Genomic DNA, 24,836 nt, shown 5'->3' with positions numbered 1-24,836 from the left:
CGTCCGACCGCCGACGGCGTCCGCGAGCCGCTGAACCGTCGCGCCACCATCGACATCAACTTCTAAGCGCAAGCACAGAAGCCAAGTCGAAAGACCGAATGCAGGGGCCCGCCGGATCACTCCGGCGGGCCCTTCGCTTTGGTTGCCGACGTTGAGCCGCGGGTGGCATGGCGGCGGCCTGGGTCAGGCCTGAAGCCGACCCCGCTGAAGCAGGACCTTAACGACCCGCTCCGCCGCGTCTTCCGCCGACACCGCATCGGCGCGCAGGTGCACTTCCGGCGCCTCGGGACGTTCATAAGGGCTGTCGATGCCGGTGAAGTTGGCCAGCTGGCCCGCCCGCGCCTTGCGATACAGGCCCTTGACGTCGCGGGCCTCGGCCACCGCCAGGGGCACGTCCACGAACACCTCGACGAAGCGGCCGTCGCCCATCAGGTCGCGCGCCATGCGGCGTTCCGCGGCGAAGGGCGAGATCAGCGACACCAGCACGATGAGGCCGGCGTCGGCCATCAGGCGGGCCGTCTCGGCCGCGCGGCGGATGTTCTCGACCCGGTCCGCGTCGGTGAACCCGAGATCGCGCGTCAAGCCATGCCGCAGGTTGTCGCCGTCGATCAGATAGGTGTGGCGGCCCATGTCGTGCAGCCGCCGCTCGACCGCGTCCGCGATCGTCGACTTTCCGGCGCCGGACAGCCCCGTGAACCAGAGCACGGTCGGCTTCTGGCCCTTGGCGGCCGCGCGCGCCGTGGCATCGACGGTCAGCGCCTGACGATGGACGTTGTGCGCCCGACGCAGCGCGAACCGGATCATCCCGGCGCCGACGGTGTCGAGCGTCGCCCGGTCGATCAGAATGAAGCCGCCCAGCGTCCGGTCCTCGGCATAGGGCGCGAAGGCGATCTCCGCGCCCAGCGAAAGATTGCAGACCCCGACGTCGTTGAGTTCCAGCGTGCGGGCCGCCAGCGGCGCCAAGTCCTCGACCGACACGCGGCGACGGATTTCCGTGACCTGAGCCGCCACCGTCCGGGCGCCGATCTTGAGATCGTAGACGCGGCCCGGCAGCAGCGGGTCGTCGCCCATCCACACCAGATCGATCTCGAACTGATCGGCGACCTCCAGCGGAGCGTCCGCGGCGGTCAGCACATCGCCGCGCGCCACGTCGACGGCCCGGTCGAGGGTGAGGGAACAGGTCAGTCCGGCCTGGCCGACGCGCTCAGGGCCGTCAGGGCCGGCCACCTCGACGACGGTCGCCGTACGACCCGACGGCTGGACGCGGAGGACGTCGCCCGCCTGAACCCGCCCGGCCGCGACCTTGCCGACGTAGGCCCTGTCGACGCCGTCGCGTCGAACCCACTGCACGGGCATGCGGAAGGGAACGTCCGCAGCGGCTTCGCTCCCGACCGCTTCCAGCCGGTCCAGCAGGGTCCCACCCTCGACCCAGTCCGCGCCGGCCGATCGCGCGACGTTCTCGCCCGTCACGCCGGACACCGGCAAGATCTGCATCGCCGGAAGCTCGAGCGCCGACGCGAAGGCGGCGGCCTCCCCGGCCAGCTCGTCGAAGCGCTGCCGGTCCCAACCCATGGCGTCCATCTTGGTCACCACGAAAATGACCGTCGGCACGCGCGTCAGGGCCGCGATGAGGGCGTGGCGGCGGGTCTGGGCGGTCGTGCCGCGCACCGCGTCGATCAGCACCAGGGCCACGTCGGCCTGGCTGGCCCCGGTGACCATGTTGCGCGTGTACTGTTCGTGCCCCGGCGCGTCGATCAGGTGCAACTCGCGACGGGACGTGGAGACGTAGCGGTGCGCCACGTCGATGGTTATGCCCTGCTCCTTCTCCGCCATGAGCCCGTCCACCAGAGCGGCGAAATCGAGGGCGCCGTCGGGACGGGCGGCGGCGGCGGCGACGTCTTCGGGCACAGCACCGACGTCGTGCATCAGCCGTCCCATCAGGGTGGACTTGCCGTCGTCGACGGAACCGCAGGTCAGGACGCGGAGGCGATCCCCGGGCGCGCGGGCCATCAGAAATAGCCCTCCTGTTTCTTCCGCTCCATCGATCCGGGCCGGTCGCTGTCGATCAGGCGTCCGGCGCGTTCGGAGGTCCGGGCGGCGCGCGCCTCGGCGGCCACGGCCTCAAGCGTGTCGGCGTCGCTCTCGACCGCGGCGGTCAGGGGCCAGCACCCGAGGGTGCGGAAGCGGATGCGGCGCATGACCGGGGTCTCGCCCGGCAGCAGGCGCATGCGGTCGTCGTCGATCATCAGAAGCTTGCCCTCCCTGACGACCGTCGGCCGTTCCGCGGCGAGGTAGAGCGGCACCACCGGGATGTTTTCGGCGACGACGTAGTCCCAGACGTCCGCCTCGGTCCAGTTGGACAGGGGGAAGACGCGCAAGGTCTCTCCGGGCTTCAGCCGCGCATTGTAGAGATCCCACAGCTCCGGCCGCTGGCGGCGCGGATCCCAGCCATGGCCCGGGCTGCGCACGGAGAAGACGCGCTCCTTGGCGCGGCTGGCGTCCTCGTCGCGCCGGGCGCCGCCGAACGCGGCGTCGAAGCCGCCCGCGTCCAGCGCCTGCTTCAGGCCCTGGGTCTTCCACAGGTCGGTGTGCGTCGAGGAGCCGTGATCGAAGGGGTTGACGCCTCGCGCCTCGGCCTCGGGATTCCGGTGGACGATCAGGCGCAGGTCGGGATCGGCGGCCACACGGTCGCGCAGCGCATACATGTCCCGGAACTTCCAGGTCGTGTCGACGTGCAGCAGGGGAAACGGCAGAGGTCCCGGCCCGAAGGCCTTTCTGGCCAGATGCAACAGAACGGCGGAGTCCTTGCCGATCGAGTAGAGCAGCACGGGACGTGCGCACTCCGCCGCCGTCTCGCGCAGGATGTGCAGGCTTTCGGCCTCCAGCGCCCGCAACAGGGGCGACAGACCGCGTGCGGGCGTCGTCATTCGCCCTGCGTGGCATCCCGCGTCGTGCGCCACAAGGGGCGGCGGCTCAGTGCGAGGTCAGGATGATCCGGGGTTCGGCCCGGACGGTCGCGTCGTTCCGGACGGCGGACCCGATCTGGATGACCAAGGTCGCGGCAACGACGGCGCTGACGACGGCGACAAGCGTCAGCCTTGCGCCTTCGATCCAGCCCCGGTCGTCCCCGTTCACGCGAAAAAGCCCCCGACTCCACGCCCGTCAGGTGCAGACAGCATGGCCGGCGTCCGGCCGCAAGCGTGACATCACGGCGATCGACCAGAAACCGGCCGGAGCGGGCTCCGGCCGGTTCGATCGTGCGTCAGTCGTCGATCAGCCCGTGAAGGGACGGATCATGATCTCGACGCGGCGGTTCTGGGCCTTGCCGTCGGCCGTGGCGTTGGAGGCGATCGGCTGGCTCTCGCCGCGGCCTTCGACATACATCCGCGCCGGGAGGACGCCGCGGTCGATCAGATAGCGCGCGACGTTCGAGGCCCGACGCTGCGACAGGTCGAGGTTGTAGGCGTCGGCGCCGTCGGAGTCGGCGTGGCCGATGATGTCGATGGTCGAGCGGTCGTACTGCTGCAGCACCCCGGCGACGTCGTCGAGCACGGCGTAGAAGCTGCGGTTCACGGCGTCCTGGTTCGAGCCGAAGGTGACGTCCGACGGCATGCGCAGGACAAGCACGTCACCCTGACGGACCACGCCGACGCCGGTGCCGGAGAGCTGCTCGCGCATGGCCTGTTCCTGACGGTCCATGTACTGGCCGACGGCCGCGCCGGCCAGGGCGCCGACGCCGGCGCCGATCAGGGCGTTCTTGCGGCCCTGTTCGCTGTTGGAGGTGTTGGTCAGGTAACCGACCAGTGCGCCCCCGACGGCGCCGACGATGGCGCCCGTGCCGGTGTTGTTGCGGTTCGGGGTGGAGCTGTACGGATCGGTGGTCGTGCAGGCCGCGGCGGCGAGCGAGGCGACGCAGACGCCGGCGACGAGGAGTTTGGAGCGCATGGGAGAACGCCTTTCCTGAGGTGATGCGGATACCGCCGCAGAACGTCCCCTTATGGTGACGGTTCCGCTGTACCGGGGATGAACGGTCACGCCGAGCCCGTTTGCGGGTACGCCGAGAGGGGCGTATGGCGGTCGGCGATCGACAACGCAGGATCGCGTCCGTGCCCGACACAGCCTCTCCCGCCCCCGGCATCCGCCCCGTCTCCATGACCGGCTACGACGCGGACTTCGACCGGTTCGCCCATGATCTGGGCGCCTCGTTCGAGCGCTACGGCTTCGCCGTGGTGTCGGATCACGGGCTGGATGCGGCCCTGATCGACGCGGCGGTGGCCGACGCGAAGGCCTTCTTCGCCCTGCCCGAAGACGTGAAGCGCCGGTATCACCGCCCCGGAACCGGCGGCGCGCGCGGTCTGACGCCCTTCGGCATCGAGGCGGCCAAGGACGCCAAGGCGGCGGACCTGAAGGAGTTCTGGCACACGGGCCGCGAGTTGCCCGACGGCCATGCCTACACCGCGACCATGCCGCAGAACCTGTGGCCGACCGAGGTCGCGGGCTTCCGCGAGCACGTTTACGGCATGTATCAGGCGCTGGACGCGCTGGGGCGCAAGCTGCTGAGGGCGATCGCGCGGCATCTGGGGCTGGCCGACGACTACTTCGACGACAAGGTCCAGCTGGGCAACAGCGTGCTGCGGCTGCTTCACTACCCGCCCGTGCCGGCGGACGCGCCGGGCGTGCGAGCGGGCGCGCACGAGGACATCAACGTGATCACCCTGCTGCTGGGCGCCGAGGAGGCGGGCTTGCAGCTGAAGGAGAAGGACGGCAGCTGGCTGGACGTCGCGCCGCCGCCGGGCGCGCTGGTGGTCAACATCGGCGACATGCTTCAGCGGCTGACGAACCACCGGCTGCCGTCGACGACGCACCGGGTGGTCAATCCGGCGCCGGAGCGCCGCGGCTTCGCGCGCTACTCGACGCCCTTCTTCCTGCACTTCAACCCGGACTTCCGGATCGAGACGCTGCCGTCCACAATCACCGCGGACGATCCGGACCGCTACGCTGGCAAGGCGATCACCGCCGACGACTATCTGGCCGAACGCCTGCGCGAGATCCGGCTGCTCTGAGGCCTATTTCGAGATCCGAAGGCGGGTGATGTCGCGTCCGATGGCGGCGAACGCCTCCGTCAGCGCCGTGCCCGAGTTGGCCATGTGCACGTGGCGGCTGGAGGTGGCGCAGTCGTTGACCATGGTCCGCGCCCGCTCGTCGTCCACGACCTGGAAGCCGACCGTGTAGACGATGATCCCGGCCTGCTTCATCGCCGCGCACAGCGCCAGCGTCTGGTCGAACGGGTGGCCGTTCGGGGAGTCGCAGTTGATGTGATAGCTGGTAGAGCCCGAGCCGGACGTCGAGTTCCGGGCGATGACGCCCTTGCAGTACCCGCTGTTGTATTCGCCGTCGGTCATGATGACCGCGGCCTTCAGGGTGCGCGTCGCATCGTAGGCCCCACCCGCGGACGAGCCGAACAGGCCGCTGAAGTTGGGCGACAGCGTGTACCAGCCCCAGGCCACGCCGATGTGGCCGCCGGTCGAGCCGGACGCCGTCAGGGCGTCGATGTCCGTCTTGATCGCGGACTTGTTGCTGGAGAGCGGCCGCAGGGTGTTGGTCAGGCAGGGGTTCGAAGAGTTCGGGTAGTTGCGCCCCACCTTATGCAGGGTCGGAGACGCGTCGGTCCAGGCGTTGGACCCGGTGCGTTCCGTCACACAGGTCGAGATCTTCTGGGTGACCAGATCGTCGTAGACGTTCTCGAACGCGAAGTAGGTGCAGCCTTCCTGGGCGCACCACGCCTTGCCGCCCGAGGTGTAGAGATCGAGGGTGGATGAGGCCTGCATGTCGATGGTGAACGTGTTCGTCGTCACGTTGCCGACGAGGAAGGTCTCGCCGTTGAGCTCCGTCATGCCCCCGACGTCGGTGAAGTAAACGTAGTCGTTGTTCGCCAGGCCGTGGTTGGCCGAGGTGATGACCACCGAACAGTCGCTGGTCTGGCACTTCTGGATCTTGCCGCCGCTGGAGTACGAGTTGTACTCGCGCCCGTCGACGCGGCTGCCGTTCCGATACAGCTCGAAGGTGTTGTCGGACCGATTGGTGACGACGAAGGCCTTCTTGTTCAGCTGGGTCATGCCGCTGACGCCGGTGATCCAGACCACGTCGCCGTTCTGGAACCCGTGGCCGTTGGACGTGATGACCACGGGGCGCGACTTGCTGGCGCCGCTGATGTCCTTGGTGGCGCCGGTGGTCCAGCTGGCGTTGGTGACGTTTGTGGAGCCGCGGATGTCCCCACGCGCGGACCCGGCATAGGAATCGACGTTCACGGCCATGGAATAGGGGATGACCGCGACCTTGGAGTACCAGGGCGACTGCTGGTCCTGCACCACGATGTCGACCAGCTCCTTGGCCGCGGCGCGAAGGTCGATGATGCGCTGTCCGGCCATGGAGCCGGTGGTGTCCAGCACCATGGCCACCTCGACGTTGCGGGCCGAGCGGTTGACCTCCGAATGGGCGCCCACCGGCAGGTAGTCGTCCATGAACTGGCCGTACGGCGGCAGGAAGATGTTGGCGACCAGCGTCTTCACGTTGGCGCGGGCGTCCGCGACGACGATCTTTTCCTCGCTGAGCCGGAACGTCGTGCCGGCGGTCAGGAGGGTGACCTGCGGATAGGCGGCGAGGTTGGCCCGCAAGGCGGCCATGCCCACCCGCTGGATGTCGGCGTCGGCGGTGTAGGTGCTGCGGGCCGCGGCCAGGGCGGCGGCGTCCAGCGCGTCCTGCAGGTTGATGCGCACGGTCGAGGCGCGGTGAATGTCCACCCCCCCCAGCGTCATCAGGATCAGGCCCGGCAGCGCCAGGCCGAACAGCATGGCCGCGTTGCCGCGCGCGTCGGCGGCCATGCGCCGCACGAAGTGGTTGAGCCGGATCCAGATCTTGTCCACGAGCGCGCGCCCCTGACGCGCGGGCGCGGATCGCCCACCGTCATCGGGCTGAAAGATCGCCGGTCGCGGTTAAGGCTTCGACCAACGCCGAGGGTTAACGCCTACCAGCCGCAGGACTTGCCGCGGTTCTGCTCCGTCAGCCAGGTGTTCAGCGGCGCGAAGTAGTCCGCCACGGCCGAGGCGTCGTTGCCGCGCTCGCCGGTGAAGGCGAACATCGCCTCCTGCCACGGGCGGCTCTGGCCCATCTCCATCATGGCGTTGAAGCGGGCGCCGACCTCCTTGTTCCCGTAGATCGAGCACCGGTGCAGCGGCCCGGTCCAGCCCGCCTGCTTGCAGGCCGCGCGGTGGAACTGGAACTGGTAGATGTGGGCCAGGAAGTAACGCGTGTACGGCGTGTTGCCGGGAATGTGGTATTTGGCGCCCGGGTCGAAGGCGTCCGCCGGCCGCGGCCCCGGAGGCGTCAAGCCCTGATACTTCAGCATGTTGGCCGTCCAGGCGTCGTTGTATTCCGCCGGGCTGGTCTCGCCGGAGAAGACGTCCCAGCGCCAGCGGTCGACCATCAGGCCGAAGGGCAGGAAGGCGATCTTGTCCAGCGCCATCTGCAGCAGGAAGGGGATGTCGCCCTCCTCGCCCGGGACGCGGTCCAGGAGGCCAATCTGGTTCAGATAGGTCGGCGTGAGCGCGGACAGGCCGACGAAGTCGCCGATGGCTTCGTGGAAGCCGTCGTTCGCCCCGTTCTTGAACAGGAACGGCTGGTCCTTGTAGGCGCGCTGATAGACGTTGTGCCCCAGCTCGTGGTGGACCGTGTAGAAGTCGTCGGCGTTCACCTGGGTGCACATCTTGATGCGCACGTCTTCAAGGTTGTCGAGGTCCCAGGCCGAGGCGTGACAGACCACCTCGCGGCCTTCCGGCCGGGTGATCTGGCTGCGTTCCCAGAACGACTGCGGCAGGGGCGCCAGGCCGAGCGAAGTGTAGAAGCCTTCGCCCGTGCGGACCATCTTCTCCGCGTCGTAGCCCTTGGCCTTCAGGAGCTCCGTCATGTCGTAGCCGGCCTGACCGCCCGACTTCGGCGCGACGACGTCGTAGATGTTGCCCCACTGCTGCGACCACATGTTGCCGAGCAGGTCGGCGCGGATCGGGCCCGCGTCAGGCTGGACGGCGTCGCCGTATTTTTCGTGCAGGCGCGATCGAACGTAGCAGTGCAGGTTCTCGTAGAAGGGCTTCACCTGGTTCCAGAGACGGTCCGTCTCGGCGGCGAAGGCGTCGGCCTCCATGTCGTAGCCAGAGCGCCACAGGGCGCCGACGTCGGCGTAGCCCAGGTCGCGCGCGCCCTCGTTGGCGATCGTGACCATGTTGGCGTAGTCGTCCTTCATCTGCGGCGAGACGGTGCGCCAGCCCTCATACAGGGCCTTGGTCTGGGCCGGGTCGCGACTTTCGGCCATCAGGATCGACGCCTCGTCCAGCGTGATCTGCTTGCCCTGATAGTCGAACTTGCCGGTGGCGTAGGTGGAGTCCAGCCGGGTGGTGATGTCCGACAGCTGACCGGCGGCGCCCGGCCGGTTCGGGGCCGGCAGGACGATGCCGAGGCGAAGCAGGTCCAGCTTGCGCGCCACGTCGGGGGCCAGGCCCGAGACGTTCGTGAATTTCGCCGCCTCGTTGGCCAGCGCCACCTGAAGCTCGGTGTACTGGGCGTTGGCGCGGCTCTCCAGCCACATGGTGTCGTAGGTGATGTAGGTCGCGCGGGTCCACTGGGTGCGGGAGACGAACTCGCTGAGCTCCGCCAGACGCTTCTCGGCGTCGGCCACGAAGTCGGCGGCGCCCTGGGCCGTCACGGGCCACTGGGTGGCCGCCGAGGCGGAGGCCGCGGGCGCCGCGCCGGTGGTCGTCGTCGGACGGTCCATGCTCATGGCGGCGCAGCCGGCCAGCAGGGCGCCCGATGCGATCAGGGCGGCGGAGTTCAGAAGCGTGCGTTTCACTGGTCGTCTCCCGGGGCGCGCGGCTGTCCCGCGTCGTTTCGGCGCGCAGGGGACGCCCGCCGCGTCGCGTCGTCAAGACCGCGGATCAGTCGAGCACGCACCCCGCCAGACCGTCGCTGCGCACCGTTCCCATCGCGGCCTGGATGCGCGACGCCCGGCGCCGGACGTAGGGGCCGGGCGACGCCGCCTGATACCGTCGTGGACTGGGCAGGATCGCCGCGAGACGCGCCGCCTCGCGCGGGCTCAGGTCGGCCGCCGACTTGCCGAACCACTTCTGCGACGCCGCCTCGGCGCCGTAGACGCCGGGCGCCCATTCGGCGACGTTCAGATAGACCTCGACGATGCGCCGCTTGGACCAGAAGGCCTCGATCAGGACGGTGTAACCGGCCTCCATCCCCTTTCGCAGCCAGTTGCGGCCGGACCAGAGGAAGACGTTCTTGGCCGTCTGCTGGCTGATGGTCGAGCCGCCGCGCACGCGCCGGCCCCGGGCGTTGGACTCCAGCGCCTTCTCGATCGCCTTCATGTCGAAGCCGCGATGGCTGCAGAAGGTGGCGTCCTCAGCCGCGATGACGGCCTCGACCAGACGTGGCGATATGTCGTTCAGGCCACGCCAGCGATAGTCGGCCCCCTGCCCCTTCAGGCCCTGCTCAACCATGAGGAAGGTCGTCAACGGCGGCACGAGGCCGTGGATCGCCACGCCGCCGACGGGCAGCAGCACCAGAACCAGAATGAGGAGGCCGACGGCGCCGAGGCAGCCGGGGCGACGGGGCGCGCTCATGTGGCCATGATGGTCAGGCTGCGCCGAGGATCAAGCGATCTCGTTCACGCCGGCCTGACCGTCCTGGTCCGCCCAGGCCACCCGCGTGGCGTCGGGGCTCAGCGACAGGGCGGCGACGGGCGCGGCCTTGTCTGCGCGGACGAAGTTGAGGCCCTGCGCCGCCGGGTCCGCGGTCCAGACGCGGCCGTCGTTCAGGCCGGCGGCGAGGACGCCCTTGCCCGGGCGGGCGGCGACCAGGGCCACGAGCGCATTCTGATCGAAGCCGATCTCCGTCGCCTCCTTGCCCATCGGACCGTCGGCCCCGACGAAGGGCCACAGCACGGCGCCCTGCGCCCCGGACGTCGCCATCAGGCGGCCGTTGGACAGGAATGCGAAGGACCGCACCTTGGACGGATAACCGCCCATGCGCAGGTTGCGCTGATCCTTCACGCGCCAGCCGTGCAACTGGGCGTCCTGCATGGCGGTGACGACGAAGGCGCCGTCGGGCGACCAGCCGACCGCGGTGTGCGATCCGGCCCATTTCATCATGGTGGGCTTCTGGTCGGCGATCCGCGCGAACCACAGGGCGGCCCCGCCGTAGGTGGAACAGGCGATGCGTCGGCCCTTCGGCTCGAAGGCCACGCCCGACACCGTTCGCTCGTGCTGGAATTCGCGGCGGAAGGCCGGGTCCTTCGCGTCGATCACCGACAGGGCGCGGCCATGGGAGAAGGCGATCAGGCCGCTGTCGGCTGAGGCGTCGATGGCGTCGATCCACTTGCCGCTCGCGTCTGCGAGGACGACCGCCTCGTCGCGGCGTGTCCACACGACCTTGCCGTCGTCGCCGCCGGTGACGATCCCGTCGCCCGAGGGGTGCACGGCCGCGCACAGCACGGCGCCGTCATGGGCGTCGGTCCGCTCCCCGCCCTCGAACCGGATCGACCCGTCGCCCAGGGCGAAGACCGCGCCGGTGCGATCGAACAGGGCGGCGGTGGGCTGGGCGTCGAAGGTCAGCTGCATGGGCGCGGTTTAGGGCGCCGTGAAGAAGGCGTCGACCGCCTCACCCGTGCTCGCGGACGACCGAGGCCCAGAGTTTCTCGATCTCGCCGAGACCGTCCTCGAAGGCCTGGCGCTCGGCGCGGAGCCGCGCCGCCTCGATGGCGTTCTCGGTGCCCCAGACGTTGGTGCGCTGGTCCTGCATCGCCGTGGTCTCGCCGGTGCCGTAGATGAAGCCCGTCCGCACGTCGACGATCATGAAGGCGCAGGTCGCGGTGACGATCGCCTTCCTGGACGGCAGGAAGCCGAGGGCGATGGTCTGCAGCGGACCCAGTTCGGCGCTCTCGGTCCGGAAGCGGGTGTCGATGGTGTAGATCAGGATGACGTCCGCGCGCAGCTGGGCGGCCGAGGCGCGCAGGTCGGCGACGTTGTTGAGGGTCGCGGGGACCAGCAGACGGCTGACGGGCGCCACGGCAGCGATCTGCGGCATGCGGCCCAGACGCTCGAAATTCTCGTCCGTCTCGATGTCGCGCGTGGTGACGACGCTGAAGGCGCCCGCGCCGACGGCCGAGTTGGAATAGCTCTGGTAGCCCGGCGCGGCGACGCGGACGACGGCCATGCGCGAGGGGAAGACGGCCGCGGGCTCGCGCGCCATGGCCTCGGCCACGTCCGTGCCGACGATGGACCCGAGCGGCACGCCGGCGCCGGGCGTGGTGTAGGTCGAACAGGCGGCCAGCAGGCTCGCAGCCAGGGCGATCAGAGCAAGGCGTTTCATGCGGTTGAGTCCTCCCGGGCGGAAGCTGGGCGGCCAATGCGGGCGCGATTGTGGCGGGGAAAGCCTGCGTCAGAAGCCGTCAGGCCCTGTTGACTCATTTCGATGATTGGCTAAACATCAAATCATGAGTTCGGTGTTCAAGGCCCTGTCCGATCCGACCCGCCGCCGCGTGCTGCAGCTGTTGCGCGCGGGATCGATGAGCGCGGGGGAGATCAGCGACCGGTTCGATGTGTCGAAGCCGACCATGTCGGCGCACTTCGCCGTGTTGAAGGAGGCCGACCTGGTCCACGCGGAGAAGGCCGGGAAGTCCGTGATCTATCACCTGAAGCTGTCGGTGCTGGAAGACGCGCTGCTGGGCTTCGTCAATTCGTTCGAGGGCGGCGTCGCAGCGTCGGCCGCCAAAGAGGAGCCTGCGAAATGAACAAGGATCTGATCGGAGCCCTGATGTGGGGCGGCGGCATCGTGGCGCTGGCGCTGATCGCCAGCTGGGCACGAAGCCGGGGGATGATCGACGCCGACATGACCACCCGGCTCGTTCTGGTCGCGACCGGGCTGATGATCGCCTGGTTCGGCAACCGCATGCCCAAGGCCTTCGTGCCCGGCGACCGGGCGCGCTCGGCGAAACGGGTCGGCGGCTGGTCGCTGGCGATCAGCGGCCTGATCTACGCCGGAGCCTTCGCCTTCGCGCCGCTGGATGTGGCGGTCATGGTGGGCTGCGCCGCGGTGTTGCTTGGGATCGCCGTGACGTTCGGCTGGTGCCTGTCGCTGAGACAGCGGGCGGCGGTCTGACGCTCAGGCCGCGCAGGCCTCGAAACCGGCCTTCAGCGCCGCCTCGTCGAGGTCCCGTCCGATGAAGACGGCGCGCGACCAGCGTCGCTCGGCCTCGCCCCACGGCTTCTGCAGGTCGCCCTCCAGGATCATGTGCACGGCCTGAAACACCAGACGGCGATCCTCGCCCTTCACGTCGATGATGCCCTTGGCGCGAAGGATGTTCTGGCCCTGCTCGCCCAGCAGCCGGTCCAGCCACTGGGTGAACCGCTGGCCGTCCATGGGGCGATCCAGCGACAGGGCGATGCCCTTGATGTCGTCCTCATGCGCGTGGCCGCGCGGGCCGTGGTCGTGCGAGTCGTCGTGGGCGTGGGCGTGGGCGTGGGCGTGGTCGTGGTGGTGGTGATCGTGCCCGCAGTGCTCGTCGTGAACGTGGCCGTCGGCGCCGTGGGGCGGGTTGAGGAACTCGGGCCGCACCTCATTGATGCGCTCCAGGTCAAAGCCGTGGCGGCCCAGCACCTGATCCAGCGGCACGTCGGCGCGCCGGGCGTGGAGGATGGGGGCCAGCGGGTTCAAACCGCGCAGTCGGGCCTCGACGACGGTGAGCTCGTCGTCCGTGACGAGGTCGGTCTTGTTGAGGATGATCTGGTCGGCGAAGGCGACCTGCTCGCGCGCCTCCTTCGAGTCGTCCAGCCGGGCCATGACGTGCTTGGCGTCGACCAGGGCCGTGACGCTGTCGAGCACGGTCTTGGCCTTCACCTCCTCGTCGACGAAGAAGGTCTGGGCGACGGGGCCGGGGTCGGCGAGGCCGGTCGTCTCCACGATGATGGCGTCGAACGCCGGCTTGCCCGGACGCTGGCGCTTCATCAGGCCGGAGACGACGCGTATCAGGTCGCCACGCACGGTGCAGCAGACGCAACCGTTGTTCATCTCGAACACGTCCTCGTCGGCGCCGACCACCAGGTCGTTGTCGATGCCGATCTCGCCGAACTCGTTGACGATGACGGCGTAGCGCTTGCCGTGATCCTCGGTGAGGATGCGGTTCAGAAGCGTGGTCTTGCCGGCGCCGAGATAGCCGGTGAGGACGGTGACAGGGGTCTTTTCCATGGCGGTCATCTAGGGCGCGCGGCAGCGGCGCGAAAGGGCGTCAGCAGCCGTCGCAGTCCAGCGCGGCGCCCGGCTCCAGCTGCAGGGTGACATGGTCGATGCCGAAGCGGTCGCGCGCGAGTGTGCGGGCGCTCGTCAGCAGGGCCGCCGGGTCGACCGCGTCGTGGACGAGGTGCGCGGTCAAAGCCGTCTTCGTCGTCGACAGGCCCCAGACGTGCAGGTCATGGACGGCCGCGACGCCGGGCAGGCCGGACAGGGCCGCCCGGATGGCGGCGACGTCCTTTCCGCGCGGGGCGGCGTCGAGCGCGAGGTTCACCGAGTCCTTCAGCAGCCCCCAGGTGCCCCACAGGATGACCGCGACGATGATCAGGCTGACCAGCGGGTCGATCGCGGCCATGCCGGTCAGAAGGATCAGGCCGCCTGCGACCACGACGCCGAGCGACACGGCGGCGTCGGCCATCATGTGCAGATAGGCGCCGCGCGCGTTCAGGTCGTGCTGCTGGTTCATGAACAGCAGGGCCGTGCCGAAGTTGATGACGATGCCGACGCCGGCGACGATCATGACGGTGGTCGATTCCACCGGAGCGGGCTCGGCGAAGCGGCGCACGGCCTCCACCGCAATGGCGCCGCACGCGAAGATCAGCAGCAGGGCGTTCCCAAGGGCGGCCAGGACGGTGGCCTTGCCGTAGCCGTAGGTTTTGTCCGGAGACCCCGTCCGGCGCGCCAGCCAGGCCGCGCCGCCCGCCATGGCCAGGCCCAGCACGTCGGACAGGTTGTGCCCCGCGTCGGCCATCAGAGCGGTGGAGTTGGAAAGGAAGCCCGCCGTGAATTCCACCACCACGAAGGCCAGGTTGACGATCAGGCCCAGCGCATAGCGCCAGTCGCCCGTGTCCACGGGACCATGGTGGTGATGGCCGTGACCGTGATCGTGCCCATGACCGTGATGGTCATGCCCGTGTTCATGGGAATGGGCGGCGTCGTGAGCCATGGCCAAGCCTTAGTGGACGCGGGTCGCCACGAGAAGGCCGACCGCGATCAGGGCGACGCCCAGCACGGCGCCCTCGAACCGGGCCCAGCGCTCCAGCCGCAGGATCGAGGCGCCGGCGCGGGCCAGCACGGTGAACAGGCTCATGCCCAGAACGGTGCCCGCGGCGAACGCGACCGTCAGGGCGGTCAGGGCGCCGAGACCCTGCTCGGCCGACGACAGGTAGAAGGGCAGCAGCACCTCGCCGGGAGAAATCGCCATCATGGCGACCAGGCCGAGGAAGGCCGTGCGATCCGACACGCCGGGCTCGGGCGCGTGAACCTGCGGCCCGCCCGCCAGCACGGGCCGGCGGATCGCCGCGCGGACCAGATAGAACAGACCGAAGGCGAACAGCAGGGCGGCGGACAACCAGGGCAGCAGGCCCGCGACCCAGCCCTCGAGCGCCAGACCGGCCATGGCGATCAAGCCGCCGACCACGGCCGTCGAGGCGATGTGCGCAAGACCCGCGGCGACCACGGCGGCGATGGTCATGCTGGCGTTCCAGCGCTGGGCCCGGCCCACCAGAACGAAGGGCAGCCAGTGGGTGGGAAGCACGGCGTGCAGGAAGGCCACGCCGAAGCCGCTGGCCAGCAGGGAAAGCAGCAGGGGCTGGGCGGCGGCGTCGACCATGGCCCGGCTATATAGTGTTACTTTGTAACGCGCGAGAGGGCTCCCGCACTTTTTGTGCGGTCACCGGAAGATCGGCCCGTGGCGCCCCGGCCTGTGCCGCCGGGCGAGGGTTTGATGCACGCTGACCACGCCCCGTTCGAAGCCGCGCGCGAACAGGGCGAAGTAGGCCAGCCACAGCTGCACGCGCGGGGCGCCGATCAGGCGTTCGGCCTCGGCGCGGTTCGCATGGAGACGCCGCGACCATTCACGCAGCGTGCGCTCGAAGGAGGGACGCAGGGTCTCGACGTCCAGCACCTCGAACCTGTGGCGGGCCAGGCCGTCCACGGTCATGGCCAAGGTGTCCAGCTCTCCGCCGGGGAAGATGAAGCGGGTGATGGCGCGGGCGGGGCGTCCGGGCCGGCCGGGCCGCACGCCGCCGCGACGGATCGACGCCTGATGCAGATAAAGGCCGCCGGACTTCAGCAGCCGGTGCACGGTCTTGAAATGAAGGTCGTGATTGCGGAAGCCGAGGTGTTCGAACATCTCGATCTGGCTGACGGCGTCATACTGCTCCGCCAGGTCGCGGTAGTCCTTGAGCTCGAGCGTGATCCGGTCCGTCAGGCCGAGCGCGGCGACGCGGCCTTGCGCGAACGCCAGTTGTGCAGGCGACAGGGTGACGCCGTGGACGAAGGCGCCGAAGCGCGTCGCGGCATGGATGGCCAGGGCGCCCCAGCCGCAGCCCACGTCCAGCAGGCGGTCGCCGGGCTTCAGGTTCAGCTTGCGGCAGATGCGGTCGAGCTTGCGGATCTGGGCGGCGTCCAGCTCGTCGGCCTCGGGCGCGAAGGCGGCGCTGGAGTAGACGTGCTCCGGGTCGAGGAACAGGGCGTAGAAATCGTTGCCGACGTCGTAGTGGAAGCGGATGAAGTCGGCGTCGGCGCGGCCGTCGCGGTCGCGGCCCCTGCCGGCGGCCGGATCGGCCGACGGGGCCGATTCGCCGGGTCGCGACGGCACGAACAGCAGAGGCCATGCGTCCGCCAGCAGCGCGTTCACATTCAGGGACCTGCGCAGATGCACGAGGCGGCCGTGATCGATCCGGTCCAGCGCTTCCAGCGGCGAGCCGCCTTCGACCCGCAGCCGGCCCTCGGCGATCAGGCGGAACGCCGTCTCGGCGCCGGGCTTCAGCAGGAAGCGCTTGAGCACGTCGGGGCCGGCGATCACGATCAGCAGATCGTCGCGCGCCCCCGGGATCAGCGGCTGCACGCTGCCGTCCCACAGGCGCACCGAAAGGTCGGCGTCCAGCGCGGCGCCCATGCGGGCGATGACCTTGCGGGCGGCGGACACTGCGGTCATTCGTCGGCGGCCCCCTGCCCGACCTGAAGCTGCGGGCCCAAAAATCGGCCGCGTCGGACGTCCTGCGGCCCGTTTCGCCTTGACTCAAGAGGGGCGGTCCGCATATGTCGCCGCTCTTCGCCCGCGGGGGTCCCCCGGCGGGCGCAAACATTTTTGCGTTACGCTGAGGCTCCAAGATGTACGCGGTGATCAAGACCGGCGGCAAGCAGTACCGGGTTCAACCGGGCGACGTGATCGTGGTCGAGAAGCTCGACGGCGACGCCGGTTCGGACGTGAAGTTCGGCGAAGTCCTGATGCTGGGCGGCGACAAGGGCGTGACCCTTGGCGCTCCGCTGATCGACGGCGCCTTCGTCGGCGCGACGCTGGTGGAAACCCGCAAGGGCGAGAAGGTCAAGATCTTCAAGAAGATCCGCCGCCAGGGCTATCGTCGCACCAAGGGCCATCGCCAGATGGAATCGGTGCTGCGCATCACCGGCATCGAAGGCGCCGGCGAAAAGGCCAAGTGGGACGGCGAGACCTCGCTGATGACCAAGGCCGAGATGAACGCCCGCGCCCGCGGCCTGGCTCCGCGCGTCGAGACGACCGAAGCCAAGCCGGCCAAGGCTCCGAAGGCCGCCGCGCCGAAGGCCGAGGCCGCCGCCGAAAAGCCGGCCGCCGCCAAGAAGGCCCCGGCGAAGAAGGCCGCGCCGAAGACGACCGAAACCGCCGCCTCGACCGACGAAGCGTAAGACTGAAGACGAGTAAGGGAGCACCACCATGGCTCACAAGAAATCCGGCGGTTCGTCGCGCAACGGTCGCGACTCCGAGTCGAAGCGCCTCGGCGTGAAGAAGTTCGGCGGCGAGCGCGTCGTGCCGGGCAACATCATCATTCGTCAGCGCGGGACCAAGTGGCACCCGGGGTCGAACGTCGGCATGGGCCGCGATCACACCCTGTTCGCCCTGACCGACGGCGCCGTGACGTTCACCACCAAGCGTGGCGGCCGTTGTTACGTGTCGGTGGCCGCTCCGGCCAACGACCTGCAGGCCGAGAAACTGGCCGCCGAGTAAGCGATCCCGAAACAGGTTTCCGGATCGCGCAGGCCGAAAAGGCCCCGATCCGGACCAGGGAAATATTCCGCGGGGAGTCCGGATCACCGGGCTCCCCGTTTTCGTTTCCCCGCCTCTCGCCGTCCGAGCCCTGAACCCAAGGGGACGGCAGATCGACCGAGGCGACCATGTGCGTGATCGAAAAGACTCCCGTCATCGAGACGCGGCGGCTGGCCCTGCGGGCGCCCGAGGCGCGCGACGCCGCCCGCCTGTCCGAGCTGGCGTCCGACTATGACGTGGCGAAGATGACGCTGCGCATGCCGCACCCCTACCAGGTCGCCGACGGACTGGCCTTCGTCGGCGCGGTGCAGGCGCAGGACCCCCGACGGGCCGCGACCTTCGTCATCGATCACGAAGAAGCCGGCCCGATCGGCGTGATCGGCCTGTTCGAAGACGCCGATCCCGCGCCCGAGGTCGGCTACTGGATCGGACGTCCGTTCTGGGGGCGGGGTCTGGCGACCGAGGCGCTGGAAGGCGCCTTGGTGTGGGCGAAGAAGGCGTGGAAGCGGCGCGCCCTGACGGCCGGCCACTTCACCGACAATCCGGCGTCCGGCCGCGTGCTGGAAAAGGCGGGATTCCTCTACACCGGCGAGGTGCGGCGGGGCTTCTCAAAGGCGCGCGGCGAGTGGACCGACACGCGCCGGATGGTCTGGCTGGCCTGACGCCGGATCAGCCGCCCATGGCCGGCATGAAGACGGCGGCGGCGGCCACGACGCCGCCGATCACGGTGACGGCCACGCCCAGCCCGAACGCCAGGGCGGTGCGCGCGCGCACGCGCCGCACGCCGCCGGACTTCACCGAGCGCAGATAGACCTGCGGTCGCTTCTGGAAGGCTTCCGAGCCGACGATGTTGTGCTGGGACATGAACGCGCTCCCACGACTGGTCCTGAAGCGTCCATGGACCGGGTGCGGAAGGCCGAAAGATGGCGAACGCGGTTAGACTTCAGCCGCACCAGACCAGACGGCCGGAGTACGCCCGGTAATAGCCGCTGTAGGGATCGTAGGAGCGATAGTTGCGCAGGCACCAGTCGATGCGGCGCGGATCGCGGCCGCCTTGGCCATAGCCGTGGCCCGAGCCCCCGTAGACGAGGTCCGGACGGCCATAGGCCGCGGGATAGGCCGTGGCCGGGGCCTGATGGCTGTAGCCGTGACCATACTGGTGACCTTGGCCCCGCCAGCGGTCATGGCGACCGTGGCCGTACCCATAGGACGAACGCCCGTAGTCGTAGCCTTGGCCGTAACGGTCGCCGTAGCCGTAGTTCCGGTCCTGCCCCCGGTAGTCGTAACGGCTTCCGCCGCGCGGCGTGCGCCAGGCGGCGTCGCAGTCGGTGCGGTTCGCGTCCCAGTAGGCGTCGCAGCGATAATCGCCGCCGCGGTCCCACTGCCCTGCGGTGTTCCAGCCGGCGATGACTTGCGCCTCGGAAGCGGAGGCCGCCGCCATCACGAAGCCGGCGGCGGCGAAGGCGGCGGCGAACGGCTTCATGGACGGACTCCCGGAGATCTAGTTGAGGGACACGCTGATGGGGCCGCCGCGGGTCACGACGCGGCGCATCAGCACCATGCGGCCGCCGTCGGCGCCCGACACGGGGACGATCAGGAACCAGCTGCCGTCGGGCAGGCCGGCGAAGTCGAAGCGATTGTCGGAACAGGCGTCGGAACGCGTGAAGGCGCGGTAGTCGGCGTTCGGGTCCGGCACGTTGCGGGCGCGCACGACCTCTTCCGGCACGGCGGCGCGGTCGGTCGAGCCGTACAGGACCCGAAACCGCGCCCGGGTGTAGGGCGTGTCCGGCACCAGGCCGACCGACCCGGAGCAGCGATAGGCGACGCCGCCCGGCCGATAGTCGATCCGCCCGTCGATCGAGGCCGATCCGGAATGGGTCGACCACGCGAAATCCGAGGCGTCGAAGGCGCCGTCCTCGACCGGTATGGGCAGGCCGGGGCTGCCCGTCGTCGGGGCGCAGGCGGCGGCCGCCAGCGCCGCCGCGGCCACGGCCGGCAGAAGAAGGGCGGGCGAACGACGGGACATGACGGAACTCCGGGCAGACGGGGGACTGCCGACACAGTGCCAACGCGATCCCCAAGGTCAAGGTTGCGGCGCGATCCCCCCCGCGTCAAAAGGCGGTGAACGACCGGGGACGAACCCCGGCGGAAACGCGCCCGCGGGAGCCCATGCAGGTCACCTTTCAAGACGTTCTGGACGCCCGCGACCGCATCGCGGGACAGGTGGACCGCACGCCGGTCCGGCATTCGCGAAAGCTGTCGAAACTGACCGGCGCCGAGGTCTGGCTGAAGTTCGACAACCTGCACTGGACCGGCAGCTTCAAGGAGCGGGGCGCGCTCAATCGCCTGTCGCTCCTGACTCCCGAAGAGCGCAAGCGCGGCGTGGTCGCGGCCAGCGCCGGCAATCATGCGCAGGCGCTGGCGTATCACGGCGCGCGTCTTGGCGTGCCGGTGACCATCGTGATGCCGGAGGGCACGCCCTTCGTGAAGACCGAGGGCACGCGGCGTCACGGAGCGACGGTGGTCATCAAGGGGCTGGACTTCTCGGGGTCCACGGAAGAGGCGCACCGCCTGCGCGACGAGCAGGGCATGATCTTCGTCTCAGCCTTCGACGACGCCGGGATCGTGGCGGGTCAGGGCGTGTGCGGGCTGGAGTTTCTGGAGGACGCGCCGCTGCTGGACGATCTGGTGATCCCGATCGGCGGCGGCGGCCTGATCGCCGGATCGGCCCTGGCGGCCAAGACGCTGAAGCCCGACCTGCGCGTGATCGGCGTCGAGGCCGCCATGTATCCGTCCTTCACCGCCCGTCGGGCGGGCCTGCCGCCCGTCTGCGGCGGCCAGACGATCGCGGAAGGCATCGCCATCAAGGCCGTGGGCGAGGTGCCGTTCGCGGTCGCCGATCCCCTGGTGGACGAGGTGGTGGTGTGCGAGGAAGCCGACTTCGAGCGCGCCGTCGCCTTCCTCGCGACGCTGGAAAAGACCGTGGTCGAGGGCGCGGGCGGGGGCGCCCTGGCCGCCATGCTGGCGCGGCCGGAGATGTTCCGGGGACGCAAGGTCGGCCTTGAACTGACAGGCGGCAACATCGACGCCCGCATGCTGGCCGTGGTGCTGAACCGGGAACTGGTCCGCGAGCGCCGCCTGGTCACCTACCGGATCATCGGCGACGACCGTCCGGGGATGATGTCCCGCATGGCGGGCGTCATCGGCGACATGGGCGGCAACATCATCGAGATCGTCCACGACCGGCTGTCGCTGGACGTGCCGGCCAAGGGCGCGGAATTCGACATCCTGGTGGAAACGCGCGACGGGACCCATGCCGAGGAGATCGGCGATTCCCTTATGGAGCACGGCTATGCGCTTCGGCGGTAAGGTTCTTGCGGCGGCCGCGGTGGCGCTGACGCTGGCGGGCTGCGGCGCGGGCGCCGAGGACGCGGCGGGCGGGGACGCCGAAGCCCTGCGCGCCGCCGAGTTCTTCCTGAAGTCCAACGCGCGGGCCGAAGGCGTGGTCAGCCTGCCGTCGGGCCTGCAATACAAGGTGCTGCAAAGCGGTCCGAACTCCGGCCGTCAGCCCGACCGCAACGACCTCGTCCGGGTGCATTACGAAGGGGCGCTGACCACCGGCGAGGTGTTCGACAGCAGCTTCAATCGCGACCTGCCGTTCGTGACGACGCCGGAGGGCCAGCCCGCCGGCAACATCATCCCGGCGTGGACCGAGGCGCTGCAGCTGATGCGCCCGGGCGACGAGTGGATCGTCTATGCCCCGCCGGCGCTGGGCTATGGCGAGCGCGGCGCCCCTCCGGTCATTCCGGCCAATGCCGTCCTGGTGTTCCGCATCCGCATGCTGGACGTGGCGGAAACCCCGGGCGGCGAACGGGCCGCCGCGGTGGCGACGGGCTGAGGCTCAGTCGGCCGCAAGCCTTTCCAGCGCCCACGCCGCCGCATCGGCCACGACCGGATCGACGTCCGTCAGGAGGGCCCGCGCCGGCTCGACCAGAGCGGAGTCGCCGCTGTTTCCGGCCGCGTACAGCACGTTGCGGACAAAACGGTTCCGGCCGATGCGCTTCACCGGGCTTTTCGCGAACAGGGCGCGGAAGCCTGCGTCGTCCAGCGCGAGCAGGTCTACGATCCGCGGCGACTCGAGCTCCGACCGTGGCCGCAGCCGCATCTCCGAGGCGGACCTGGCGAACTTGTTCCAGGGACAGACCGCCAGGCAGTCGTCGCATCCGTAGATCCGGCTGCCGGTCGCGCGCCGGAACTCCTCCGGCCAGGGGCCGGCGAACTCGACGGTCAGGTAGGAAAGGCAGCGACGGGCGTCGAGCTGAAACGGCGCGGGAAAGGCCTGGGTCGGGCAGGCGTGGAGACAGGCGGTGCAGGTGCCGCAATGCTCGGCCTCGGCCGCGTCCGGCGCGATCTCCGCAGCCGTCAGGATCACGCCGAGGAACAGCCAGTTGCCGTGCTCGCGGCTGAGCAGGTTGGTGTGCTTGCCCTGCCATCCCAGGCCGGCGCGCTGGGCCAGGGGCTTTTCCATCAGGGGCGCGGTGTCGACGAAGACCTTCACCTCCTGCCCGGTCCGCGCGGCGATCTGGCCGGCCAGGGTCTTGAGCCGGCCCTTGATGACCTCGTGATAGTCGTCGCCGCGGGCGTAGACGGAAACGTATCCCGCGGAGGCATCGGCCATCTCGGGCAGCGGGTCGGCGTCGGGGCCGTAGTTCAGACCCAGCACGACCGCGGTGCGCGCGTCCGGCCACATGGCCGTGGGATGGGCGCGACGTTCGATCGTCGTTTCCATCCACCCCATCTCGCCATGGCGCCCCGCCTCGACGAAATGGGCCAGCCTCTCGCCGGCCGACCACGGCTCGGACGCCGAGGCGAAGCGGCAGGCGTCGAAGCCCAGCGCCGTCGCGCGGTCACGGATGAAGGCGCGGAGGTCGGCCATGCGCGGGCCGTACCCCCGGCGGGGGTCAGAAGTCGAGGTCGGCGTAATGCGGAGCGGCCTGAAGGCCGGCCAGGCGGTCGCTCAGCAGCGGGCGGAACGCAGGGCGGGACTTGATCCGCATGTACCAGGTCTTCAGCGTCGGCCAGTTCGACCAGGACACCTCGCCGAAGAAATCCAGCACCGACAGGTGCGCCGCGGCGACGAGATCCGCCTGCGTCAGGCGACGACCGGCCAGACAGTCGCGCTGGGCCAGCATGACTTCCAGTTGGCTCAGATGGGCCTTCAGACTTTCTCGTCCCTCGCGCAGGGCGCGGGCTTCCGGAGGGCCGAGGCGCAGGAGGGGCTTCTCCAGCCGCTCGTGCAGCAGCACGGCGTCGACCTCGTCGTTGAAGCGGCGGGCGAACCACTGGATCAACCTGCGCGCCTCAGCCCGCTCGACCGGATCGGTCGGCAGCAGGGCGCCCGGGGACTGGTCCTCGATCCAGCCGAGGATGGCGGGCAGCTCGCACAGCGTCAGGGGCCGCTCGCGCTCCTGCGTGACGAAGACCGGCGGCATGCCCGACGGGTTCAGCGTCCCGACAATGCAGTCGGGCTCCCAGGGGCGAACCGGATTTTCCTCGAACGCGACCTTCGCTTCGCCCAGCGCCAGCCGCGCGGCGCGGGACGCGGGATCGAAGGCGAAGTGGTGCAGGACGCCGCTCATCCGGCGAGCGATGACACGGGGCCGTTAAGGGCGCGTTTACCGCGGCCGGTCCGCCCGCAACTCGTCGATTCCGCCCCACACCAGCCACAGGGCGACGATCAGGGCCGCCGCGCCGTCCAGCGCCGGCGATCCGAGGAAGGCGGCGCCGCTCAGACCGACGGCGGCCACCAGCAGGACGGAGGGATCGGCCGCGGCCTCCGGATCTTCGGACCCCACGCCGCGTCGCAGGCCGGGGACCGAGGTTCCGGCGAGCGCCAGGGCCGAAGCCGCCACCAGAGCAAGCGCCCCCGCGGCGCCGGCCGTGATCGCCTGCGGCGAAAGGATGCGCGCGACCGCGACCGCGGCCAGCAGGCCCGCGCCGGCCATGGCCATGCCCGCGAGAAAGGCGCGGCCGCCGCCCTGACCCGGCCGCTCGCGGGAAATCAGCAGGCTGACGAAGCCGGCCAGGTGCAGGGCCGTCGCCACCAGCGCCGCCGCCGCCGCGATCGAGCCGGTCGCGGCGAGGGCGAACGCTTGCAGCGCGGCGATCAGAATCGCCAGAACGGCGACGAGCGGCCGGAGGCGGGGATGGCTTTCGACGGAAACGGCATCGGAGGTCATGTGCCGGTTGTAGCGGCCTGACCGCCCGTTCCAAGGCCCCCGCTCCGGCCCGTGTTAGGGATAACGTCATCAAACGCCGTCATGCCGGGCGGCGGCGGATGCGGAGAGCCTCCGGATGGACGGCGGAACGGGATGGATCGGTCGCGCTGACGCGCTGGCGCGGCTGGGGGTCAAGACCCAGACGCTGTACGCCTACGTCTCGCGAGGGCGCATCACCGCCCGCCCCGACCCCGCCGATCCGCGACGCAGCCAGTACGCTTCCAGCGACATCGAGCGCCTGATCCGCGGCGAGACGGCGCCGCACGTCGAAAAGGCGGCCGCACGCGGCGAGGCGGAGCTTCTGACCAGCCTCGGCGCCGAGGCCGACGGTCGTCCCCACTATCGCGGCCATGACGTCGTGACGCTTGCCGAAACCGCGACGCTCGAACAGACCGCGCGCCTTCTGTGGGGGGCGGAAGGCCTGCAGCCCTTCGCCGAGCTGAGGCCCCGGGTCGACCTGTTCACCGCCGGCACGATCCGGTCGAGGGTCTTCGCCACCCTGGCGCGTCGCGCCGGGGAGGCCGGGCCGCGCGCCGGCGACGATCCAGCCGCCATGGTCGCGGAGGCCGCCGTCGCCCTGAACGAGGCGGTGGACGCGGCGTCGGGCCCGGGACCGCGCTCGCATTTCCACCAGCGGCTGGCGCGCGGGTGGAAGATGGTGGAGCGGGACGCGCATCTGCTGCGCCGCGCCCTGGTCCTCTGCGCCGACGGCCGCATGAGCGCGGCCATTCTGGCGACGCGCACGGCGGCTTCGGGTGGAGCCTGCATGGCCGGCGCCGCGCTGGCCGGCCTGACCACGCTGGGGACGGCGGAGCTCATGCGCCGCACGCAGGCGGCCACCGCCTTCGTCGTGGCGGCGCGCCGCGACCCGCAGACGCGGCTGGACGACGGCGCCTCGACGGACGATCCGCGCGGCCCGTCCCTGCTGGCGGCCCTGTCGCTGCCCGCCGACCTCGAGGCCGTCCGGCGACGCGTCGAAGACGACTCCGGCCGCGCCGCGGACCTGCCGCTGGCGCTGGCGCTGACCGCCCGGGCGCTGGACCTGCCGCGGGAAGCGGCGGTCGATCTGGTGCTGATCGGACGGCTGACGGGTCTTCTGGGCCATGCGCTGGACCAGCGCCGTTCGGGCTCGCCCATCCGGGCGCGGGTGCGCTATGTGGGACCGCGGCCGGGCGCGAACTGACCCGGCC

28 protein-coding genes are annotated in these 24,836 nt (G+C 70.1%); 9 read left to right on the top strand and 19 right to left on the bottom strand.

Annotation, left to right across the window (positions count from 1 at the left end):
* Nucleotides 1-183: 183 nt before the first annotated feature.
* From cysC to VGR32_RS12180, 4 genes are all read right to left on the bottom strand, one after another.
* A complete protein-coding gene (gene cysC / locus VGR32_RS12195) occupies nt 184-2,010 on the bottom strand; it encodes an adenylyl-sulfate kinase (protein ID WP_327451010.1) in 1,827 nt (608 codons plus the stop codon).
* A complete protein-coding gene (gene cysD / locus VGR32_RS12190) occupies nt 2,010-2,927 on the bottom strand; it encodes a sulfate adenylyltransferase subunit CysD (RefSeq protein WP_327451008.1) in 918 nt (305 codons plus the stop codon). The genes cysC and cysD overlap by 1 nt, the downstream gene beginning before the upstream one ends.
* 46 nt (nt 2,928-2,973) lie before the next feature.
* Nucleotides 2,974-3,135, bottom strand: coding sequence for a hypothetical protein (locus VGR32_RS12185; RefSeq protein ID WP_327451006.1), 162 nt, complete (start codon nt 3,133-3,135; stop codon nt 2,974-2,976).
* Nucleotides 3,136-3,273: 138 nt separating this feature from the next.
* Entirely contained in the window at nt 3,274-3,945 is a 672-nt protein-coding gene (locus tag VGR32_RS12180; RefSeq protein ID WP_327451004.1) for an OmpA family protein, read from the bottom strand.
* 206 nt (nt 3,946-4,151) lie between these two features.
* Here VGR32_RS12180 and VGR32_RS12175 point away from each other — a divergent pair, with 206 nt between their 5' ends.
* The gene (locus VGR32_RS12175; RefSeq protein WP_327451026.1) at nt 4,152-5,063 is read left to right on the top strand and encodes an isopenicillin N synthase family dioxygenase; all 912 of its coding nucleotides are present in this window, start codon (nt 4,152-4,154) and stop codon (nt 5,061-5,063) included.
* A 3-nt stretch (nt 5,064-5,066) separates the two neighbouring features.
* On the opposite strand, the gene VGR32_RS12170 is transcribed toward VGR32_RS12175, so the two are convergent.
* The 5 genes from VGR32_RS12170 to VGR32_RS12150 form a co-directional block, all read right to left on the bottom strand.
* Nucleotides 5,067-6,923, bottom strand: a complete 1,857-nt coding sequence (locus VGR32_RS12170) for a ubiquitin-activating E1 FCCH domain-containing protein (RefSeq protein WP_327451002.1) — start codon at nt 6,921-6,923, stop codon at nt 5,067-5,069.
* A 101-nt stretch (nt 6,924-7,024) separates the two neighbouring features.
* Complete coding sequence (locus VGR32_RS12165) at nt 7,025-8,899, bottom strand: M2 family metallopeptidase (RefSeq protein WP_327451000.1); 1,875 nt, start codon at nt 8,897-8,899, stop codon at nt 7,025-7,027.
* An 85-nt stretch (nt 8,900-8,984) separates the two neighbouring features.
* Complete coding sequence (gene mtgA, locus VGR32_RS12160; protein ID WP_327450998.1) at nt 8,985-9,677, bottom strand: monofunctional biosynthetic peptidoglycan transglycosylase; 693 nt, start codon at nt 9,675-9,677, stop codon at nt 8,985-8,987.
* Nucleotides 9,678-9,707: 30 nt separating this feature from the next.
* On the bottom strand, nt 9,708-10,673 hold the full coding sequence (locus tag VGR32_RS12155; RefSeq protein WP_327450997.1) for a WD40 repeat domain-containing protein: 966 nt from the start codon (nt 10,671-10,673) through the stop codon (nt 9,708-9,710).
* 40 nt (nt 10,674-10,713) lie between these two features.
* Nucleotides 10,714-11,424: a hypothetical protein gene (locus VGR32_RS12150; RefSeq protein WP_327450996.1), complete on the bottom strand. Its 711-nt coding sequence runs from the start codon at nt 11,422-11,424 to the stop codon at nt 10,714-10,716.
* Nucleotides 11,425-11,548: 124 nt separating this feature from the next.
* On the opposite strand from VGR32_RS12150, the gene VGR32_RS12145 reads away from it, so the two are divergent.
* Both VGR32_RS12145 and VGR32_RS12140 read left to right on the top strand, forming a co-directional pair.
* Nucleotides 11,549-11,845: an autorepressor SdpR family transcription factor gene (locus tag VGR32_RS12145; RefSeq protein WP_327450995.1), complete on the top strand. Its 297-nt coding sequence runs from the start codon at nt 11,549-11,551 to the stop codon at nt 11,843-11,845.
* Nucleotides 11,842-12,213 carry an ammonium transporter gene (locus tag VGR32_RS12140; protein ID WP_327450993.1) on the top strand — a complete coding sequence of 124 codons (372 nt, stop codon included), beginning with the start codon at nt 11,842-11,844 and terminating at the stop codon, nt 12,211-12,213. The genes VGR32_RS12145 and VGR32_RS12140 overlap by 4 nt, the downstream gene beginning before the upstream one ends.
* A 3-nt stretch (nt 12,214-12,216) precedes the next feature.
* Here the strand turns inward: VGR32_RS12140 and VGR32_RS12135 are convergent, their stop codons facing one another.
* Genes VGR32_RS12135 through VGR32_RS12120 form a run of 4 tightly spaced genes read right to left on the bottom strand, consistent with a single transcriptional unit; the run spans nt 12,217 to nt 16,282 of the window.
* The gene (locus VGR32_RS12135) at nt 12,217-13,299 is read right to left on the bottom strand and encodes a GTP-binding protein (protein ID WP_327450991.1); all 1,083 of its coding nucleotides are present in this window, start codon (nt 13,297-13,299) and stop codon (nt 12,217-12,219) included.
* Between the two features lie 40 nt (nt 13,300-13,339).
* Entirely contained in the window at nt 13,340-14,287 is a 948-nt protein-coding gene (locus VGR32_RS12130; RefSeq protein WP_327450989.1) for a cation diffusion facilitator family transporter, read from the bottom strand.
* 9 nt (nt 14,288-14,296) lie between these two features.
* Nucleotides 14,297-14,953 (bottom strand): hypothetical protein, encoded by a 657-nt coding sequence (locus VGR32_RS12125; protein ID WP_327450988.1) that lies wholly within the window; start codon nt 14,951-14,953, stop codon nt 14,297-14,299.
* Between the two features lie 60 nt (nt 14,954-15,013).
* Entirely contained in the window at nt 15,014-16,282 is a 1,269-nt protein-coding gene (locus VGR32_RS12120) for a cyclopropane-fatty-acyl-phospholipid synthase family protein (RefSeq protein ID WP_327450986.1), read from the bottom strand.
* Between the two features lie 176 nt (nt 16,283-16,458).
* Here VGR32_RS12120 and rplU point away from each other — a divergent pair, with 176 nt between their 5' ends.
* The 3 genes from rplU (at nt 16,459) to VGR32_RS12105 (ending at nt 18,030) form a co-directional block, all read left to right on the top strand.
* Nucleotides 16,459-17,010 (top strand): 50S ribosomal protein L21, encoded by a 552-nt coding sequence (gene rplU, locus VGR32_RS12115; protein ID WP_327450984.1) that lies wholly within the window; start codon nt 16,459-16,461, stop codon nt 17,008-17,010.
* 28 nt (nt 17,011-17,038) lie between these two features.
* Nucleotides 17,039-17,329, top strand: coding sequence for a 50S ribosomal protein L27 (gene rpmA / locus VGR32_RS12110; RefSeq protein WP_327450982.1), 291 nt, complete (start codon nt 17,039-17,041; stop codon nt 17,327-17,329).
* 167 nt (nt 17,330-17,496) lie between these two features.
* Nucleotides 17,497-18,030 (top strand): GNAT family N-acetyltransferase, encoded by a 534-nt coding sequence (locus VGR32_RS12105; protein WP_327450981.1) that lies wholly within the window; start codon nt 17,497-17,499, stop codon nt 18,028-18,030.
* Between the two features lie 7 nt (nt 18,031-18,037).
* On the opposite strand, the gene VGR32_RS12100 is transcribed toward VGR32_RS12105, so the two are convergent.
* The 3 genes from VGR32_RS12100 to VGR32_RS12090 form a co-directional block, all read right to left on the bottom strand.
* Nucleotides 18,038-18,232 (bottom strand): hypothetical protein, encoded by a 195-nt coding sequence (locus VGR32_RS12100; protein ID WP_327450979.1) that lies wholly within the window; start codon nt 18,230-18,232, stop codon nt 18,038-18,040.
* Between the two features lie 79 nt (nt 18,233-18,311).
* Nucleotides 18,312-18,851, bottom strand: coding sequence for a BA14K family protein (locus tag VGR32_RS12095; RefSeq protein WP_327450977.1), 540 nt, complete (start codon nt 18,849-18,851; stop codon nt 18,312-18,314).
* An 18-nt stretch (nt 18,852-18,869) separates the two neighbouring features.
* The gene (locus VGR32_RS12090) at nt 18,870-19,394 is read right to left on the bottom strand and encodes a hypothetical protein (protein WP_327450976.1); all 525 of its coding nucleotides are present in this window, start codon (nt 19,392-19,394) and stop codon (nt 18,870-18,872) included.
* A 143-nt stretch (nt 19,395-19,537) separates the two neighbouring features.
* On the opposite strand from VGR32_RS12090, the gene VGR32_RS12085 reads away from it, so the two are divergent.
* The gene (locus VGR32_RS12085) at nt 19,538-20,737 is read left to right on the top strand and encodes a threonine ammonia-lyase (protein ID WP_327450975.1); all 1,200 of its coding nucleotides are present in this window, start codon (nt 19,538-19,540) and stop codon (nt 20,735-20,737) included.
* Nucleotides 20,721-21,266 (top strand): FKBP-type peptidyl-prolyl cis-trans isomerase, encoded by a 546-nt coding sequence (locus tag VGR32_RS12080; protein WP_327450974.1) that lies wholly within the window; start codon nt 20,721-20,723, stop codon nt 21,264-21,266. The genes VGR32_RS12085 and VGR32_RS12080 overlap by 17 nt, the downstream gene beginning before the upstream one ends.
* 3 nt (nt 21,267-21,269) lie before the next feature.
* Here VGR32_RS12080 and queG read toward each other — a convergent pair whose 3' ends face one another.
* The 3 genes from queG to VGR32_RS12065 are packed head-to-tail and all read right to left on the bottom strand — an operon-like array spanning nt 21,270 to nt 23,607.
* Nucleotides 21,270-22,304, bottom strand: coding sequence for a tRNA epoxyqueuosine(34) reductase QueG (gene queG, locus VGR32_RS12075; RefSeq protein ID WP_327450972.1), 1,035 nt, complete (start codon nt 22,302-22,304; stop codon nt 21,270-21,272).
* A 25-nt stretch (nt 22,305-22,329) separates the two neighbouring features.
* Entirely contained in the window at nt 22,330-23,007 is a 678-nt protein-coding gene (locus tag VGR32_RS12070) for a glutathione S-transferase family protein (protein ID WP_327450970.1), read from the bottom strand.
* Between the two features lie 36 nt (nt 23,008-23,043).
* The gene (locus VGR32_RS12065) at nt 23,044-23,607 is read right to left on the bottom strand and encodes a hypothetical protein (RefSeq protein ID WP_327450968.1); all 564 of its coding nucleotides are present in this window, start codon (nt 23,605-23,607) and stop codon (nt 23,044-23,046) included.
* A 115-nt stretch (nt 23,608-23,722) separates the two neighbouring features.
* Between VGR32_RS12065 and VGR32_RS12060 the strand changes: the two genes are divergently transcribed.
* Complete coding sequence (locus VGR32_RS12060) at nt 23,723-24,829, top strand: citrate/2-methylcitrate synthase (protein ID WP_327450966.1); 1,107 nt, start codon at nt 23,723-23,725, stop codon at nt 24,827-24,829.
* The last annotated feature ends 7 nt before the right edge of the window (nt 24,830-24,836 follow it).

Origin of the sequence: Brevundimonas sp., assembly GCF_035935935.1 — a bacterium.
Lineage (GTDB): Bacteria > Pseudomonadota > Alphaproteobacteria > Caulobacterales > Caulobacteraceae > Brevundimonas.
The sequence above is the reverse complement of the archived record's forward strand: the minus strand, read 5'-3'. Positions and strand labels throughout refer to the sequence as shown.